At 62.7% G+C, this 17126-nt stretch carries 15 protein-coding genes; all 15 read left to right on the top strand.

Annotated features, from left to right (window positions below; translation table 11 throughout):
- The first annotated feature begins 286 nt into the window (after positions 1-286).
- Complete coding sequence (gene mraZ, locus TRP66_RS09960; protein WP_333401465.1) at positions 287-742, top strand: division/cell wall cluster transcriptional repressor MraZ; 456 nt, start codon at positions 287-289, stop codon at positions 740-742.
- The gene (rsmH, locus tag TRP66_RS09955) at positions 739-1686 is read left to right on the top strand and encodes a 16S rRNA (cytosine(1402)-N(4))-methyltransferase RsmH (RefSeq protein WP_333401464.1); all 948 of its coding nucleotides are present in this window, start codon (positions 739-741) and stop codon (positions 1684-1686) included. Before mraZ ends, rsmH begins: the two co-directional genes overlap by 4 nt.
- On the top strand, positions 1683-1976 hold the full coding sequence (gene ftsL, locus TRP66_RS09950; protein WP_333401463.1) for a cell division protein FtsL: 294 nt from the start codon (positions 1683-1685) through the stop codon (positions 1974-1976). The genes rsmH and ftsL overlap by 4 nt, the downstream gene beginning before the upstream one ends.
- Positions 1976-3703: a peptidoglycan D,D-transpeptidase FtsI family protein gene (locus TRP66_RS09945; RefSeq protein WP_333401753.1), complete on the top strand. Its 1728-nt coding sequence runs from the start codon at positions 1976-1978 to the stop codon at positions 3701-3703. Before ftsL ends, TRP66_RS09945 begins: the two co-directional genes overlap by 1 nt.
- Positions 3703-5166: a UDP-N-acetylmuramoyl-L-alanyl-D-glutamate--2,6-diaminopimelate ligase gene (locus TRP66_RS09940; RefSeq protein ID WP_333401462.1), complete on the top strand. Its 1464-nt coding sequence runs from the start codon at positions 3703-3705 to the stop codon at positions 5164-5166. The genes TRP66_RS09945 and TRP66_RS09940 overlap by 1 nt, the downstream gene beginning before the upstream one ends.
- A complete protein-coding gene (locus tag TRP66_RS09935) occupies positions 5159-6529 on the top strand; it encodes a UDP-N-acetylmuramoyl-tripeptide--D-alanyl-D-alanine ligase (protein WP_333401461.1) in 1371 nt (456 codons plus the stop codon). The genes TRP66_RS09940 and TRP66_RS09935 overlap by 8 nt, the downstream gene beginning before the upstream one ends.
- Positions 6529-7611, top strand: coding sequence for a phospho-N-acetylmuramoyl-pentapeptide-transferase (gene mraY / locus TRP66_RS09930; protein WP_333401460.1), 1083 nt, complete (start codon positions 6529-6531; stop codon positions 7609-7611). Before TRP66_RS09935 ends, mraY begins: the two co-directional genes overlap by 1 nt.
- Positions 7612-7616: 5 nt before the next feature.
- Positions 7617-8963 carry a UDP-N-acetylmuramoyl-L-alanine--D-glutamate ligase gene (murD, locus tag TRP66_RS09925; protein WP_333401459.1) on the top strand — a complete coding sequence of 449 codons (1347 nt, stop codon included), beginning with the start codon at positions 7617-7619 and terminating at the stop codon, positions 8961-8963.
- Entirely contained in the window at positions 8960-10174 is a 1215-nt protein-coding gene (gene ftsW / locus TRP66_RS09920; protein WP_442965188.1) for a putative lipid II flippase FtsW, read from the top strand. The genes murD and ftsW overlap by 4 nt, the downstream gene beginning before the upstream one ends.
- The gene (murG, locus tag TRP66_RS09915; RefSeq protein WP_333401458.1) at positions 10164-11234 is read left to right on the top strand and encodes an undecaprenyldiphospho-muramoylpentapeptide beta-N-acetylglucosaminyltransferase; all 1071 of its coding nucleotides are present in this window, start codon (positions 10164-10166) and stop codon (positions 11232-11234) included. The genes ftsW and murG overlap by 11 nt, the downstream gene beginning before the upstream one ends.
- Positions 11227-12687 carry a UDP-N-acetylmuramate--L-alanine ligase gene (murC, locus tag TRP66_RS09910; RefSeq protein WP_333401457.1) on the top strand — a complete coding sequence of 487 codons (1461 nt, stop codon included), beginning with the start codon at positions 11227-11229 and terminating at the stop codon, positions 12685-12687. Before murG ends, murC begins: the two co-directional genes overlap by 8 nt.
- Positions 12684-13643, top strand: coding sequence for a D-alanine--D-alanine ligase (locus tag TRP66_RS09905; protein WP_333401456.1), 960 nt, complete (start codon positions 12684-12686; stop codon positions 13641-13643). The genes murC and TRP66_RS09905 overlap by 4 nt, the downstream gene beginning before the upstream one ends.
- A gap of 2 nt (positions 13644-13645) precedes the next feature.
- Positions 13646-14512, top strand: a complete 867-nt coding sequence (locus tag TRP66_RS09900; RefSeq protein WP_333401455.1) for a cell division protein FtsQ/DivIB — start codon at positions 13646-13648, stop codon at positions 14510-14512.
- A 14-nt stretch (positions 14513-14526) separates the two neighbouring features.
- Entirely contained in the window at positions 14527-15780 is a 1254-nt protein-coding gene (ftsA, locus tag TRP66_RS09895; RefSeq protein ID WP_333401454.1) for a cell division protein FtsA, read from the top strand.
- A gap of 66 nt (positions 15781-15846) precedes the next feature.
- Positions 15847-17037, top strand: coding sequence for a cell division protein FtsZ (gene ftsZ, locus TRP66_RS09890; protein ID WP_333401453.1), 1191 nt, complete (start codon positions 15847-15849; stop codon positions 17035-17037).
- Positions 17038-17126 lie beyond the last annotated feature (89 nt).

Below are 17126 nucleotides of genomic sequence, written 5' to 3'. Positions count from 1 at the left end.
GTGCGGGAGACGACGACTGGTAATGCCAAAAAAATCTTACACTTAATAAATCACTTTAACTTCGTGGCGCATGCCACTGGGGTGTGTGGGGTTTATTCCCATGAATCGCGGTTAATTTCTCTTTCCTTCTCTAATACCGCTCCTAAATCTCCGAAATGTAAGGCTTTTCCGTGAGGCCGTACCTTGACTGCGGAGTGGGCGGATTCCTATAGTGTGCGCAAGTGGCAGAAAGTGGCACGAAGTGGGTTTTTCTAGCGCAAGAAGATAAAATTCGGAGAATGCGCCTGTGTTCCGTGGTGCCAACGCGATCAACCTCGATGCAAAGGGCCGTCTCGCTATGCCGAGCCGGTACCGCGACGAGCTGGATTCGCGAAGTGGCGGGCAACTCATTGTCACTATTGATGCCGTTGACCCCTGCTTGTGTCTTTATCCGCTGTCCGAGTGGGAACTGATCGAAGCAAAACTGCGTGAACTCGCTACTTTTCGGGAAGAAAACCGTCGCTTGCAGCGGCTTTTGATTGGTAATGCAGTCGATCTGGAGCTGGATGGCAGCGGACGTTTTCTCGTGCCGCCGCGCCTGCGTGAATACGCAAGGCTGGATAAGCGCGTAATGCTGGTTGGCCAGCTCAACAAGTTTCAACTGTGGGACGAGGACGCCTGGAACGCGCTTGCTGAAGCCGACCTGGCTGCCATTCAACAACCTGGCGCGATGCCTGACGAATTACGTGACCTGATCCTGTGACTACTAATAGCAGCTTTACCCACATCACCGTACTGCTCGAAGAAGCCGTCGAGGCTCTCGCGGTGCGCGCCGATGGCTGCTACCTCGATGGCACTTTCGGGCGCGGCGGACACAGTCGTCTGGTACTCGATCACCTGGGTCCGCAAGGCCGATTACTCGGGTTCGACAAAGACCCACAAGCGATTGCCACGGGGCAAGCGCTGGCGGCCGAAGACGGCCGCTTTGTCATTGTGCAGCGCAGCTTTGCCGAACTGGGCGATGAAGTGCGCGCGCGAGGGCTGGAAGGCAAGGTCAGCGGCATTCTGCTGGACCTGGGCGTATCGTCGCCGCAACTGGATGATCCCGAGCGCGGCTTCAGCTTTCTCAATGACGGACCGCTGGACATGCGCATGGACCCGTCCCGCGGGATCAGTGCCGCCCAATTCATCGCCAGCGCTCCCGCCGAGGAAATAGCGCGCGTATTCAAGGAATATGGCGAAGAGCGTTTCGCCAAGCGCATGGCCAACGCCGTCGTCCAGCGCCGCGAGACCCAGCCGTTCGAACGCACCGCCGATCTGGCGGAAGTCCTCAAGGTCGCTAACCCGGCCTGGGAAAAGGGCAAGAATCCCGCGACGCGCGCTTTCCAGGGGCTGCGCATTCACGTCAATAATGAACTGGGCGATCTGGAGGCGGGCCTCGAAGCCGCGCTCGATGCGCTGGAAGTCGGTGGCCGTCTGGTGGTCATCAGCTTTCATTCCCTCGAAGACCGCATCGTCAAACTGTTCATGCGCAAGCTGGCCAAGGGCGAGGCGGACAACATGCCGCGCAACCTGCCGATCCAGCACAAGGCGTTCGAACCCAAAATCCGCATCCACGGCAAGGCCCGCTTCGCATCCGACGAGGAAACCCGCGCCAATCCACGCTCGCGCAGCGCCGTGATGCGTGTGGCGGAGAAGCTCAGGTGAGCCGTCTGTTCCTCAAACCGCTTCCGGGCGGCAGCCTGTTCATGCTGCTGCTGTTCATCGCCGTTCTGGTTTCGGCGATCGGCGTGTCCTATAGCGCCCACTGGAACCGCCAACTGCTCAATTCGCTGTATGCGGAAATGAGCGTGCGCGACAAGGCGCAGGCCGAGTGGGGGCGTCTGATCCTGGAGCAGAGCACCTGGACCGCCCATAGCCGGATCGAGAGCCTGGCGACCGAGCAGCTGAAGATGCGCATTCCTAATGCCGCTGAAGTCCGGATGGTGGCGCCATGATGAAACTGGAAGGCGCGCTCTATCCGTGGCGCTTCCGGGTAGTCGTCGGGCTGCTGGTGCTGCTCGTCCTCGCCATTTGCTGGCGAATCGTCGATCTGCAGGTCATCGACCATACCTTCCTCAAGGAGCAGGGCGACGCGCGCAGCATGCGTCACATCCCGATTCCCGCGCACCGTGGACTGATCACCGACCGTAACGGCGAGCCGCTGGCCGTCAGTACGCCGGTCACCACGCTGTGGGGCAATCCCAAGGAAATGCAGCAGGACAAGAGCAAGTGGCCCGCGCTCGCCACCGCGCTGGGACAGGACCTCAAGGCCTTTACCGAGCGCCTGGATTCCCAGGCCAACAAGGAATTCATCTATCTGGTCCGTGGCCTGACCCCGGAGCACGGTCAGGCCGTGCTCGACCTGAAAGTGCCGGGCGTCTACGGCATCGAGGAATTCAGGCGTTTCTATCCGGCCGGTGATGTCACCGCGCACATGGTGGGCTTCACCGACCTGGACGATCACGGCCGCGAAGGCGTCGAGCTCGCCTACGACGACTGGCTCGCGGGCGTGCCGGGCAAACGGCAGGTCATCAAGGATCGTCGTGGACGCCTCATCAAGGATGTTCAGGTCACCAAAAACGCCAAGGCCGGCAAGACGCTGGCCTTGTCCATTGACCTGCGCCTGCAATACCTGGCGACCCGCGAACTGCGCAACGCCATCGTCGAGAACGAGGCCAAGGCCGGCAGTCTGGTGATCATGGACGTCAAAACCGGCGAAGTGCTGGCGATGGTCAACTCGCCGACGTACAACCCCAACAATCGTCGCACCATGGTGCCGGCGGCCATGCGCAACCGGGCGATCATCGACGTCTTCGAACCCGGTTCGACCATGAAACCGATCTCCATGACCACGGCGCTGGACAGCGGTCGCTGGAAACCCACCGACAAGGTCGAGGTGTACCCAGGCACGCTGCAGATCGGCAAGTACACCATTCGTGACGTGACCAAGACCGAAGGTCCGATCCTGGATCTGACCGGCATTCTGATCAACTCCAGTAACGTCGGCATGAGCAAGGTGGCGTTCGACGTCGGTGGCGAAGCCATCTTCCGCACCATGCAGCGCGTCGGCTTCGGCCAGTACACTGGCCTGGGCTTCCCGGGCGAGCGTGTCGGTAACCTGCCCAACTACCGTGAATGGCGCAAGGCGGAAACCGCGACCCTGTCCTACGGCTACGGTCTTTCGGTGACGGCGCTGCAACTGGTTCATGCCTACGGCGCGCTTGCCAACAATGGCCGCATCGTGCCGCTGACGATCCTCAAGAGCGATGCGCCGCCTGACGCTGTGCAGGCCATTCCGGAAAACACCGCCAAGACCTTGCAGGGCATGCTGCAACAGGTCATCGAAGACCCGCGCGGCGTCTATCGCGCCCGCGTGCCGTCGTACCACGTCGCCGGCAAGAGCGGTACCGCGCGCAAGACGTCCATCGGCACCAAGGGTTATGCCGAGAATTCCTACCGCTCGCTGTTCGCAGGCTTCGGCCCGATGAGCAATCCGCGCTATGCCATCGTCGTGGTGATCGACGAGCCGAGCAAGGGCGGTTACTACGGCGGTCTGGTGTCGGCGCCGGTGTTCAGCAAGGTCATGTCTGGCACCTTGCGGTTGATGAACGTCACACCCGACAACCTCGCGCCCCAGGAACAAGTGAACGCAACACCGGTCGCCAAAGGAGGGCGTGGGTGATGACTTTGAACCTGAGCAAGATTTTTCCGCACACCGACCGCGATCCGCTGATCCGCGAGCTGACCCTCGACAGCCGCAGAGTTCGCCCCGGCGATCTGTTTCTCGCCGTGCCTGGTATTCAGCTGGATGGCCGCGCGCACATCGCCGATGCATTGCAACGTGGTGCCGCCGCGGTGGCCTACGAAGCGGAGGGCGCCACGGTACTGCCGCTTACCGATGTGCCGCTGATCCCGGTCAAGGGACTCGCGGCTCAGCTGTCGCATATCGCCGGTCGCTTTTATAGTGATCCGAGCCGCCGCCTCAATCTGGTCGGGGTGACCGGCACCAACGGTAAAACCAGTGTCACTCAGCTGGTTGCCCAGGCGCTGGACCTGCTGGGCCAGTCCTGCGGTATCGTCGGAACGCTGGGCACGGGCTTCTACGGCGCCCTGCAAAGTGGTCGCCACACCACGCCCGACCCGATTTCCGTGCAGGCGACGCTGGCCGACCTGAAAAAAGCCGACGCACGTGCCGTGGCAATGGAAGTGTCGTCCCACGGCCTGGACCAGGGGCGCGCCACGGCGCTGGCGTTCGACGTCGCGGTCCTGACCAACCTGTCCCGGGATCATCTCGACTACCACGGCACGATGGAAGCCTATGCGGCCGCCAAGGCGAAACTGTTCGCCTGGCCGGACCTGCGCTGCCGGGTCATCAACCTGGATGACGCCTTCGGACGCGAGCTTGCGGCCGTCAAGCAAGAATCCCGGCTCATCACCTACAGCCTGCATGACAGCAGCGCCAAGTTGTATTGCCGTGATGCGAAGTTCGATGACGATGGCGTGCGCGCCACGCTGGTGACGTCCCAGGGCGAGCACCTACTGCGCAGCCGTCTGCTCGGTCGCTTCAACCTGAGCAACGTGCTGGCCGCGGTGGGCGCGTTGCTGGGTCTGGATTACGCCCTGGACGAAATTCTCAAGGTGCTGCCGAAGCTGGAGGGCCCGATCGGGCGCATGCAGCGTCTCGGTGGTGCCGACAAACCTCTGGTGGTCGTCGATTACGCCCACACGCCCGATGCGCTGGAGCAAGTGCTCACTGCATTGCGTCCGCATGCGCGGGGGCGTCTGCTGTGTCTGTTCGGCTGCGGCGGCGATCGTGACCGCGGCAAGCGCCCGCTGATGGCCGAAGTGGTCGAGCGTCTGGCCGATGGCGTCTGGGTAACCGACGACAATCCGCGTACTGAATCGCCACTGCGCATTTTCGACGACATCCGTCCCGGTTTCAGCGACCACGCGACAGTGCGCTTCGTCGAAGGCCGTGGTCGTGCCATCGCCGAGCTGATCGCCAGCGCTGCCGCCGACGATGTCGTGGTTCTGGCTGGAAAGGGTCACGAGGACTACCAGGAAATTCACGGTGAACGGCAGGCATTTTCCGATCTGGAAGAAGCCGCCAAAGCGCTTTCGGCCTGGGAGCCCGCCCATGTTTGAACCCATGACTTTCTCCGGACTGCTCGCACCGCTCGACGCTACCCAGGTCGGTGACGATTGCCGTTTTGCCGGAGTCAGTACCGACAGCCGAGCCATCCAGCCTGGACAACTGTTCGTGGCCCTGACCGGACCACGCTTCGACGGCCACGAATACCTGGAGCAGGTCGCCGCCAAGGGCGCGGCGGGAGCGCTGGTCGAACGCGAAGTGCCGGGCGTCAGTCTGCCGCAATTGGTCGTGCTGGATACTCGCAAGGCCCTGGCGCAGCTGGGCGCATTGAACCGCAACGCCTTCGTCGACCGCCCGGTGGCGGCGGTGACCGGTTCCAGCGGCAAGACCACGGTCAAGGAAATGCTCGCCAGCATCCTGCGCACGCGCGGGCCGGTGCTTGCGACCCGTGGCAACCTGAACAACGAGCTGGGTGTGCCCCTGACCCTGCTGGAGCTGGCCCCCCAACACGCCGCGGCCGTCATCGAGCTAGGCGCATCGCGCGTAGGCGAAATCGCGTTCACGGTCAGTCTCGCCAAGCCTCACGTGGCGATCCTGACCAACGCCGGCACCGCGCACGTCGGAGAGTTTGGCGGCCCGGACAAGATCGTCGAAGCCAAGGGTGAAATCATCGAGGGGCTGAGCTCCACCGGCGTAGCGGTGCTCAATCGCGACGACAAGGCATTCGAGATATGGCGCGCCCGAGCGGGCGAGCGCAAAGTGCTGAGTTTTGCCCTGAGCGACACGAGCGCCGATCTGTACGCTACCGACCTGACGCGTGACGCGCGCGGCTGCGCTGGTTTCACGCTGCACAGCCCGGCCGGCAGTGCGCCGGTCCAGCTCAACCTGCTGGGCACGCACAACGTCGCCAATGCGCTGGCGGCAGCCGCCGCCGCTCATGCATTGGGCGTGAGCCTCGACGGTATCGTCACTGGTTTGAACAACGTGCAGCCGGTCAAGGGCCGTGCGGTTGCGCAGATTGCCACTCATGGCATGCGCGTGATCGATGACACCTACAATGCCAATCCGACTTCGGTCAACGCCGCGGTCGACATCCTCGCCAGCTTTCCCGGCCGGACCGTGCTGGTGCTGGGCGATATCGGCGAGTTGGGCGACTGGGCCGAGCAGGGCCATCGCGACGTCGGCGCCTACGCCGCCGGCAAGGTTTCGGCACTGTATGCCGTCGGTCCGCTGATGGCCCATGCGGTCGCGGCATTCGGCGAGCATGCGCGCCACTTCGCCAGCCAGGCCGATCTGATCGAAGCCCTGGTCGGCGAACAAGACACAAACACCACTTTATTGATCAAGGGTTCGCGCAGCGCCGCGATGGAAAACATCGTCGCGGCGCTGTGCGGTTCTAGCCTGGAGAAACATTGATGCTGCTGCTGTTGGCCGAGTTCTTACAACAGTTCTACAAAGGCTTCGCGGTCTTTCAGTACCTGACCCTGCGCGGGATTCTCGGCGTGCTGACGGCCCTGACGCTGTCGTTGTGGCTGGGCCCGTGGATGATTCGCACCCTGCAAATGCGCCAGATCGGCCAGGCCGTGCGCAACGACGGACCGCAGTCGCACTTGTCGAAGTCGGGCACCCCGACCATGGGCGGCGCACTGATCCTGTCGTCCATTGGCATCAGCACCTTGCTGTGGGCTGACCTGAGCAACCGCTACGTATGGGTCGTGCTGCTGGTGACCCTGCTGTTCGGCGCCATCGGCTGGGTCGACGATTATCGCAAGGTGATCGAGAAGAACTCCCGAGGTCTGCCGAGTCGCTGGAAATACTTCTGGCAATCGGTCTTCGGCCTGTGCGCGGCGATCTTTCTTTATGTGACCGCGCCATCGGCGACCGAAACCACCCTGATCGTGCCGATGCTCAAGGACGTCAGCATTCCATTGGGTATCGGTTTCGTGGTGCTGACCTACTTCGTGATCGTCGGCTCCAGCAACGCGGTAAACCTCACTGACGGCCTGGACGGCCTGGCAATCATGCCAACGGTCATGGTCGGCGGCGCGCTGGGTATTTTCTGCTACCTGTCGGGCAACGTGAAATTCGCCGAATACCTGTTGATTCCCTACGTTCCCGGCGCGGGCGAGCTGATTGTGTTCTCGGGTGCGCTGATCGGCGCCGGCCTGGGTTTCCTGTGGTTCAACACCTATCCGGCCCAGGTGTTCATGGGCGACGTCGGCGCGCTGGCGCTGGGTGCCGCGCTGGGCACCATGGCGGTCATCGTTCGCCAGGAAATCGTCCTGTTCATCATGGGCGGCGTGTTCGTGATGGAGACCCTTTCAGTGGTCATTCAGGTGGCCTCGTTCAAGCTCACCGGTCGCCGGGTGTTTCGCATGGCACCGATTCACCACCATTTCGAACTCAAGGGCTGGCCTGAGCCGCGCGTGATCGTCCGCTTCTGGATCATCACTGTGATTCTCGTCCTGGTCGGCCTTGCAACGCTGAAACTGAGGTAACGCGAGTGTCCCTGATCGTTTCCGATCGCTTCCGCATCATTGTGGGGCTCGGCAAAAGCGGTATGTCCCTGGTTCGCTTCCTGGCGAACCGGGGCATTGCGTTTGCCGTGGCCGACACGCGGGAGAATCCGCCGGAACTGGCTACCCTGCGTCGAGATTATCCGCAGGTGGAAGTGCGTTGTGGCGAACTCGACGTGGAGTTTCTCTGCCGCGCCGATGAACTCTACGTGAGCCCCGGCCTTGCGCTGGCAACGCCTGCCTTGCAGCAGGCGCAGGCCCGTGGCGTAAAGTTGTCCGGCGACATCGAGCTGTTCGCGCGTAACGCGAAGGCGCCGATCATTGCAATCACCGGCTCCAACGCGAAAAGCACCGTGACCACGCTGGTGGGCGACATGGCTCTTGCCGCCGGCAAGCGCGTCGCGGTGGGCGGCAACCTCGGCACGCCGGCGCTGGATCTGCTCAGCGACGACGTCGAGCTGTACGTGATGGAGTTGTCGAGCTTCCAGCTGGAAACCACCCATCAGCTCGACGCGGAAGTCGCGACCGTGCTCAACGTCAGCGAAGACCACATGGACCGCTACAGCGGTCTGCCGGCGTATCACCTGGCCAAGCACCGGATCTTCCGGGGCGCGCGGCAGGTCGTGGTCAACCGTCAGGACGCCTTGTCCCGTCCGCTGATTGGCGAAGACACCCCACGCTGGACCTTCGGTCTGAACACGCCTGACTTCCGTGGTTTCGGCCTGCGCGAAGAGAACGGCGAAAAATACCTCGCGTTCCAGTTCGACCTGCTGATGCCGGTCCGCGAACTCAAGATCCGTGGCGCCCATAACCAGGCCAATGCCCTGGCGGCCCTGGCCCTGGGGCATGCGGCCGGTCTGCCACTGGCGCCCATGCTCGCCGCGCTGCGTGAATTCGCAGGCCTGGAGCATCGCTGCCAGTGGGTGCGCGAGCACGCCGGCGTGCAGTACTACAACGACTCCAAGGCCACCAACGTCGGCGCGGCACTGGCTGCCATCGAAGGGCTGGGCGCCGACATCGACGGCAAGCTGGTGCTGATCGCCGGCGGCGACGGGAAGGGCGCGGACTTCAGCGGTCTGCGCGCCCCGGTTGCCGCGCATTGCCGCGCCGTGGTGCTGTTGGGCCGTGACGCCGCAGCCATCGCCGAGGTGCTGGGCGAGTCGGTTCCGCTGGTGCGGGTCGCGACGCTGGACGAAGCCGTGGAACGCAGCGCCGAACTCGCGCAGCCAGGCGACGCAGTGCTGCTGTCGCCGGCTTGCGCGAGCCTGGACATGTTCAAGAATTATGAAGAGCGCGGACATCTGTTCGCGCAGGCTGTGGAGCGCTTGTCATGATCTTCGGTGTGATCAAGCCGTACCCATCGCCATTGATCAGCGGTCGTGGGGTCGACGTCGACTTCCCGATGCTGGCCGGCTGCCTTGCATTGCTCGGGCTCGGGCTGGTGATGATCACCTCGGCATCCTCCGAAGTGGCCGCCGTGCAGTCGGGCAATACGCTGTACATGATGACCCGCCACCTGGTCTATCTGCTGATCGGCCTGGGTGCCTGCGGCGTGACCATGATGATTCCGGTCGCGACCTGGCAGCGCCTCGGCTGGCTGATGCTGATCGGCGCATTCGGCCTGTTGCTGATGGTGCTGGTGCCTGGCATCGGGCGAGAGGTCAACGGTTCGATGCGCTGGATCGGATTCGGCGCGTTCAACGTACAGCCGTCGGAAATCGCCAAGGTGTTCGTGGTGATCTTCCTGGCCGGCTATCTGATTCGTCGCCAGCAGGAAGTGCGTGAAAGCTGGATGGGCTTCTTCAAGCCGTTCATCGTGCTGTTGCCGATGGCCGGTCTGCTGCTGATGGAGCCGGACTTCGGCGCCACCGTGGTGATGATGGGCTCAGCGGCGGCGATGCTGTTTCTGGGCGGCGTCGGCCTGTTCCGCTTCTCGCTGATGGTGGTGCTGGCTGTCGCATCGGTTGTGGTGCTGGTTCAGGCGCAACCTTACCGGATGGCGCGTCTGACCAACTTTACCGATCCCTGGGCGGATCAGTTCGGCTCCGGTTATCAGTTGACTCAGGCGCTGATCGCATTCGGTCGCGGCGAGTGGTTCGGCGTCGGCCTGGGCAACAGCGTGCAGAAGCAGTTCTACCTGCCGGAAGCCCATACCGACTTCGTATTCTCGGTCCTCGCCGAAGAGCTGGGTGTCGTCGGCTCGCTGCTGACCGTTGGCCTGTTCCTGTTCGTCAGTATTCGCGGCATGTACATCGGGCTGTGGGCTGAGAGAGCCAAGCAGTTCTTCGGTGCCTACGTGGCCTATGGACTTTCCTTCCTGTGGATCGGCCAGTTCCTGATCAACATCGGCGTGAACGTCGGCCTGTTGCCGACCAAGGGTCTGACTCTGCCGTTCCTCAGTTACGGTGGCAGCTCGCTGGTGATCTGTTGCGCGAGCCTGGGGTTGCTGCTGCGCATCGAGTGGGAATCACGCAACAACATGGGCAGTGAAGAGGCCGAGTTCAAAGAGAGCGACTTCGCCGAGGAGGCGCCTCATGGACGCTAACGTACTGATCATGGCCGGCGGCACCGGCGGTCACGTATTCCCGGCGCTGGCGTGCGCTCGCGAGTTCCAGGCCCGTGGCTACAAGGTGCACTGGCTCGGCACAGCGCGCGGCATTGAAAACGAACTGGTGCCCCAGGCCGGCCTGACCCTGCATCGCATCGATGCCACCGGTCTGCGCGGCAAGGGCAAACTCTCGCTGCTCAAGGCGCCGCTGATGCTGATCAAGGCTCTGCGTCAGGCCCGGCGCGTGGTTCGCGAACTCAAACCGGCCTGCGTGGTGGGTTTCGGCGGTTACGTGACAGGCCCTGGCGGTCTGGCCGCGAAACTGGCCGGCATACCTTTGATCATCCACGAACAGAACGCCGTGGCCGGGACTGCCAATCGCAGTCTGGCTTCGTTCGCCAGTCGCGTGTGCGAAGCTTTCCCGGAAACCTTCACCGCGTCCGCCAAGCGACGCACCACCGGTAATCCGGTGCGGGTCGAGCTATTCCTCGAAACGCCACGTCAGGCGCTGGCTGGACGCAAGGCACGGCTGTTGGTGCTGGGCGGAAGTCTGGGCGCCGAGCCGCTCAACAAGCTGATGCCCGAAGCGCTGGCGAAGCTGCCAGACGACCTGCGTCCCGAAGTCTTTCATCAAACCGGCAAGCAGCACGACCAGATTACCGCCGAGCGCTATCGCACCGCGGGCGTCGAGGCTCAGGTCGCACCGTTCATCAAGGACATGGCGCAGGCCTACGCGTGGGCTGACCTGGTGGTGTGCCGCGCCGGCGCGCTGACCATCAGCGAACTGGCCGCGGCCGGTCTGCCGTCGCTGCTTATACCGCTTCCGCATGCAATCGATGACCATCAGTCTCGAAATGCTGACTATCTGGCTCGAGAAGGCGCAGCCTTCGTGATGCCGCAAGCAACGACCGGCGCCGCCGAAATGGCAGAGCGCCTGAAAGAGGTTTTGATGCAACCCGAACAACTGAATCGCATGGCCAGCACCGCACGGCGTCTGGCCAAGCCCGACGCGACCAACACCGTGGTCGACGTGTGTGTGGAGGTGGCCAATGGTTGAGAGCCAGCGCGCCATGCCGCAGCCGGAAATGCGCCGCATCCGTCGTATCCACTTCGTTGGCATCGGCGGCGTGGGCATGTGCGGGATCGCCGAAGTGTTGCTGAACCTCGGTTATCAGGTGTCGGGTTCGGACCTGAAGAATTCGCCGGTGACCGAACGTCTGGAATCCTTCGGTGCCCAGATTTTCATCGGCCATCAGGCCGAGAACACCGTGGGCGCTGACGTGCTGGTGGTGTCCAGCGCGGTGAATACCTCCAACCCGGAAGTCGCGACCGCTCTGGAACGCCGTATCCCAGTAGTGCCGCGCGCCGAAATGCTGGCCGAGCTGATGCGTTATCGCCACGGCATTGCGGTGGCCGGTACGCACGGCAAGACCACCACCACCAGCCTGATCGCTTCGGTATTCGCCGCCGGTGGTCTGGACCCGACCTTCGTGATCGGCGGTCGCCTGAACGCTGCCGGCACCAATGCCCAACTCGGCACCAGCCGTTATCTGATCGCCGAAGCCGATGAAAGCGACGCCAGCTTCCTGCATCTGCAGCCGCTGGTGGCCGTGGTGACCAACATCGACGCCGACCACATGGCGACCTACGAAGGCGACTTCAACCGCTTGAAGAAAACCTTCGTCGAGTTCCTGCACAACCTGCCGTTCTACGGGCTGGCCGTGGTATGTGTGGACGATCCGGTAGTGCGCGAGATCCTGCCTCAGGTCAAGCGTCCGACGGTTACCTACGGTTTCAACGAAGGTGCCGATGTGCGCGCGATCAATGTGCGTCAGGACGGCATGCAGACCTTCTTCACCGTGCTGCGCCGCGATCGCGAGCCGCTGGATGTCTCGGTGAACATGCCGGGCAATCACAACGTGCTCAACTCGCTGGCGACCATCGCCATCGCCACCGACGAGGGTGTCAGCGACGAAGCCATCGTCCAGGGCTTGTCGGGCTTCCAGGGCGTGGGCCGGCGCTTCCAGGTATACGGCGAGCTGCCGGTGGAAGGCGGCAACGTCATGCTGGTCGACGACTACGGGCACCATCCGCGCGAAGTCGCGGCGGTCATCAACGCCGTGCGTGGCGGCTGGCCCGATCGTCGTCTGGTGATGGTCTACCAGCCGCACCGTTTCAGTCGCACCCGCGACCTGTATGACGATTTCGTCCAGGTCCTTGCCGACGCCAATGTACTGCTGCTGATGGAAGTCTATCCAGCGGGCGAAGAACCGATTCCCGGCGCGGACAGCCGCAACCTGTGCCACAGCATCCGGCAACGCGGTCAGCTCGACCCGATCTACATCGAACGCGGTGTCGAGCTGGCGCCGCTGGTCAAGCCGCTGCTGCGCGCCGGTGACATCCTGCTGTGCCAGGGTGCGGGCGACATCGGCGGTCTGGCGCCACAGCTGCTCAGGAGCGCGCTGTTCGCCGGCGCCAAGGTCGCTTCCACCGAGGGCAAGCTCAAATGACAGCCTTCACCGAGTCCTCCCTGCAATCGACGCTCGCGCCGCACAGCTTCGGCCGCGTTGCCGTGCTGTACGGCGGCAAGAGCGCCGAGCGGGAAGTCTCCTTGAAATCCGGTCAGGCGGTGCTCGAAGCACTGCGGGCGGCGGACGTCGATGCGTTCGGCATCGACGTGGGCGACGACCTGTTGCAGCGTCTGGCGGGCGAGCGGATCGATCGTGCCTTTATCGTGCTGCACGGCCGGGGCGGTGAAGACGGTGCCATGCAAGGGCTGCTCGAATGCCTGGGCATCCCCTATACCGGCAGCGGTGTGCTGGCGTCGGCGCTGGCGATGGACAAGCTGCGTACCAAACAGATCTGGCAGAACCTCGGATTGCCGACGCCTCGCCACGCAGTACTTGGCAATGAATCGGACTGTATTTGCGCCGCGACGGAACTGGGCTTTCCTTTGATCGTCAAACCGGCCCATGAAGGTTCAAGTATCGGTATGGCCAAGGTGAACAGCGTCGAAGAGCTCGTCGACGCGTGGAAAGCCGCCAGTACCTACGATTCGCAAGTCTTGGTCGAACAATGGATTCAAGGTCCGGAGTTTACGGTTGCCTTCCTGCGCGACCAGGTTTTGCCACCCATCGGTTTGGGCACCCCGCACAGTTTCTACGATTACGACGCCAAGTACCTGGCTTCCGATACTCAGTATCGGGTGCCTTGCGGGCTCGATCAGGACAAGGAAACGGAACTCAGGCAACTGGCGGCTCGTGCTTGTGAGGCCGTGGGCGTCAGCGGCTGGGGACGTACGGATGTCATGCAGGACGCCGACGGCCAGTTCTGGTTGTTGGAAGTGAACACCGTACCGGGCATGACCGATCACAGTCTGGTTCCCATGGCGGCACGTGCCGCGGGCCTGGACTTCCAGCAACTGGTGTTGGCGATTCTGGCCGACAGCGTTCAGGCGCGAGGTTGAGCATGAACGGCGCTTCGGCACGTCATCAGTCACCCGCTCCCGGCCGCAAGCCGGCGCCGCGGGGTGCCAGCCGAATGGTGGTCCAGGAGCCCCGTTCGCAGCGCATCCGCAAGGCCAACTTCAGTTTCCTGAAGCGTCTGCTGTGGCCGGTCATGCTGGTCGTGCTCGGGTTCGCCACCTACGAAGCCGCGCAACGCCTGATGCCGTACGCGGACCGACCTATTACCAAGATCAATGTGCAGGGCGATCTGAGCTACATCAGCCAGCAGGCCGTGCAGCAGCGGATCGCGCCGTTCGTGGCATCGAGTTTCTTCAAGATCGATCTGGCCGGCATGCGCGCCGAACTGGAGCAGATGCCCTGGATCGCCCATGCCGAAGTACGTCGCGTCTGGCCGGATCAGGTGGTGATTCGCCTCGAGGAACAGTTGCCGGTAGCCCGTTGGGGTGACGAAGCGCTACTGAACAACCAAGGGCAGGCATTCACACCACGCGAGCTGTCCAACTATCAGCATTTGCCACAGCTTTATGGCCCGCAGCGGGCACAGCAGCAAGTCATGCAGCAGTATCAGGTGCTGAGCCAGATGCTGCGTCCGATGGGGTTTTCCATCGTGCGCCTGGAATTGCGCGAGCGAGGCAGCTGGTTCCTGACCACCGGCGCCGGCAGCGCCGGACCAGGTATCGATCTGTTGCTGGGTCGCGATCATCTTGTGGAAAAAATGCGCCGCTTCATCGCCATCTATGACAAGACCCTTAAAGACCAAATTACGAATATTGCGCGCGTCGATCTGCGCTACGCCAACGGCCTCGCGGTCGGGTGGCGAGAGCAGGTAACGCCAACGACGGACAAACCCGCCGTCGCGAAGAATTGATAAGAGGCAGGACCATGGCAAACGTGCAAAGCGGCAAAATGATCGTCGGGCTGGATATCGGCACCTCCAAGGTGGTGGCGCTGGTAGGCGAAGTCGCGGCCGATGGATCGCTGGAGATCGTGGGTATCGGTACCCATCCATCGCGTGGCCTGAAGAAGGGCGTGGTGGTGAACATCGAATCGACGGTTCAGTCGATCCAGCGGGCTGTGGAAGAAGCCCAGCTGATGGCCGGTTGCCGCATTCACTCGGCATTCGTCGGCGTGGCCGGCAATCATATTCGCAGCCTCAACTCCCATGGCATCGTCGCAATCCGCGACCGTGAAGTGAGCAGCGCGGACCTGGAGCGTGTGCTGGACGCCGCGCAAGCAGTCGCCATTCCCGCCGATCAGCGCGTGCTGCACACCCTGCCTCAGGATTACGTGATCGATAACCAGGAAGGCGTGCGTGAACCGCTGGGCATGTCCGGCGTGCGTCTGGAGGCCAAGGTCCACGTCGTGACCTGCGCCGTCAACGCGGCCCAGAACATCGAGAAATGCGTGCGTCGCTGCGGCCTGGAAGTCGATGACATCATCCTGGAGCAGCTGGCCTCGGCCTATTCGGTCCTCACCGACGACGAAAAGGAGCTGGGTGTCTGCCTGGTGGACATCGGCGGCGGCACCACCGACATCGCCATCTTCACCGAAGGCGCGATTCGTCACACCGCCGTGATCCCGATTGCCGGCGATCAGGTGACCAACGACATCGCCATGGCCTTGCGTACGCCGACCCAGTACGCCGAAGAAATCAAGATTCGTTACGCCTGCGCGCTCGCCAAGCTGGCCGGCGCGGGCGAGACCATCAAAGTACCGAGCGTGGGCGACCGTCCGCCTCGCGAGCTGTCCCGCCAAGCGCTGGCCGAGGTGGTCGAACCTCGCTACGACGAGCTGTTCACCCTGATCCAGGCCGAGCTGCGTCGCAGCGGTTACGAAGATCTGATCCCGGCCGGCATCGTGCTGACCGGTGGTACCTCGAAAATGGAAGGTGCGGTCGAACTGGCCGAGGAAATCTTCCACATGCCGGTGCGCCTCGGCGTGCCGCATAGCGTCAAAGGGCTGGCCGATGTCACCCGCAACCCGATCTATTCGACAGGCGTCGGCCTGTTGCTGTACGGGATGCAAAAGCAATCAGACGGCATCTCGCTGTCCGGTCCGGGTATCGGCAGTTACAGCGACGAACCCAAGGCCCCGGTGCTGGAACGTATCAAGCGCTGGGTCCAGGGCAATTTCTAAGCTTCAGGTTTTACAGCGGTAGCGGCAGTAGGCACAAACAAACTAGAAAGCGGAAGGAGAGAGAAAATGTTCGAACTCGTAGACAACGTCCCGCAAAGCCCGGTAATCAAAGTTATCGGCGTGGGCGGTGGTGGCGGTAACGCTGTCAACCATATGGTCAAGAGCAACATCGAAGGCGTCGAGTTCATCTGCGCCAACACCGATGCCCAGGCTCTGAAAAACATTGGTGCGCGCACCATCCTGCAACTGGGCACCGGCGTGACCAAGGGCCTGGGCGCGGGCGCCAACCCTGAAGTCGGCCGTCAGGCCGCGCTGGAGGACCGCGAGCGCATCGCCGAGGTGCTGCAGGGCACCAACATGGTATTCATCACTACGGGCATGGGCGGCGGTACCGGTACCGGTGCGGCGCCGATCATCGCCGAAGTCGCCAAGGAACTGGGCATTCTGACCGTTGCGGTCGTGACCCGTCCGTTCCCGTTCGAAGGTCGCAAGCGCATGCAGATCGCCGATGAAGGCATCCGCATGCTGTCCGAGAGCGTCGACTCGCTGATCACCATTCCCAACGAGAAGCTGCTGACCATCCTGGGCAAGGATGCAAGCCTGCTGTCTGCGTTCGCGAAGGCCGACGATGTACTGGCCGGCGCCGTTCGCGGTATCTCCGACATCATCAAGCGTCCAGGCATGATCAACGTCGACTTCGCCGACGTGCGCACCGTAATGAGCGAAATGGGCATGGCAATGATGGGTACCGGCTTTGCCAGCGGTCCGAATCGTGCGCGTGAAGCGACCGAAGCGGCCATTCGCAACCCGCTGCTCGAAGACGTCAATCTGCAAGGCGCGCGTGGCATTCTGGTCAACATCACCGCCGGTCCTGATCTGTCCCTGGGTGAATACTCCGACGTCGGCAGCATCATCGAAGCTTTCGCTTCCGAGCACGCCATGGTCAAGGTCGGCACCGTCATCGATCCGGACATGCGCGACGAGCTGCACGTCACTGTCGTGGCCACTGGTCTGGGCGCGAAAATCGAGAAGCCGGTCAAGGTCATCGACAACACTCTGCAGACTGCCCAACAGGCTCCGGCCCAGCAGCAGGCAGCGCGTCAGGAAGCGCCTTCGGTCAACTATCGCGACCTGGATCGTCCGACCGTAATGCGTAACCAGGCTCACGCGGGCGCCACTGCGGCAGCCAAGATGAACCCCAACGATGACCTGGACTATCTGGATATCCCAGCCTTCCTGCGTCGTCAGGCTGATTGATGGAATTTATCAGGGGTATTAGGGTGATTGGTGTTCAGCAAAGGCATGGTCTGCTATTATCGCCAGCCTTTGTTGATACCAATTCGCAA

It is taken from the genome of Pseudomonas sp. JDS28PS106, from assembly GCF_036706555.1.
Taxonomy (GTDB): domain Bacteria; phylum Pseudomonadota; class Gammaproteobacteria; order Pseudomonadales; family Pseudomonadaceae; genus Aquipseudomonas.
The sequence above is the reverse complement of the archived record's forward strand: the minus strand, read 5'-3'. Positions and strand labels throughout refer to the sequence as shown.

What these genes read in the sequence shown, in the direction of transcription:
- TRP66_RS09945 (WP_333401753.1), top strand. Translation starts at nt 1,976, where the DNA reads ATGAAACTGGAAGGCGCGCTCTATCCGTGGCGCTTCCGGGTAGTCGTC.
- TRP66_RS09940 (WP_333401462.1), top strand. Translation starts at nt 3,703, where the DNA reads ATGACTTTGAACCTGAGCAAGATTTTTCCGCACACCGACCGCGATCCG.
- TRP66_RS09935 (WP_333401461.1), top strand. Translation starts at nt 5,159, where the DNA reads ATGTTTGAACCCATGACTTTCTCCGGACTGCTCGCACCGCTCGACGCT.
- mraY (WP_333401460.1), top strand. Translation starts at nt 6,529, where the DNA reads ATGCTGCTGCTGTTGGCCGAGTTCTTACAACAGTTCTACAAAGGCTTC.
- ftsW (WP_442965188.1), top strand. Translation starts at nt 8,960, where the DNA reads ATGATCTTCGGTGTGATCAAGCCGTACCCATCGCCATTGATCAGCGGT.
- murG (WP_333401458.1), top strand. Translation starts at nt 10,164, where the DNA reads ATGGACGCTAACGTACTGATCATGGCCGGCGGCACCGGCGGTCACGTA.
- murC (WP_333401457.1), top strand. Translation starts at nt 11,227, where the DNA reads ATGGTTGAGAGCCAGCGCGCCATGCCGCAGCCGGAAATGCGCCGCATC.
- TRP66_RS09905 (WP_333401456.1), top strand. Translation starts at nt 12,684, where the DNA reads ATGACAGCCTTCACCGAGTCCTCCCTGCAATCGACGCTCGCGCCGCAC.
- TRP66_RS09900 (WP_333401455.1), top strand. Translation starts at nt 13,646, where the DNA reads ATGAACGGCGCTTCGGCACGTCATCAGTCACCCGCTCCCGGCCGCAAG.
- ftsA (WP_333401454.1), top strand. Translation starts at nt 14,527, where the DNA reads ATGGCAAACGTGCAAAGCGGCAAAATGATCGTCGGGCTGGATATCGGC.
- ftsZ (WP_333401453.1), top strand. Translation starts at nt 15,847, where the DNA reads ATGTTCGAACTCGTAGACAACGTCCCGCAAAGCCCGGTAATCAAAGTT.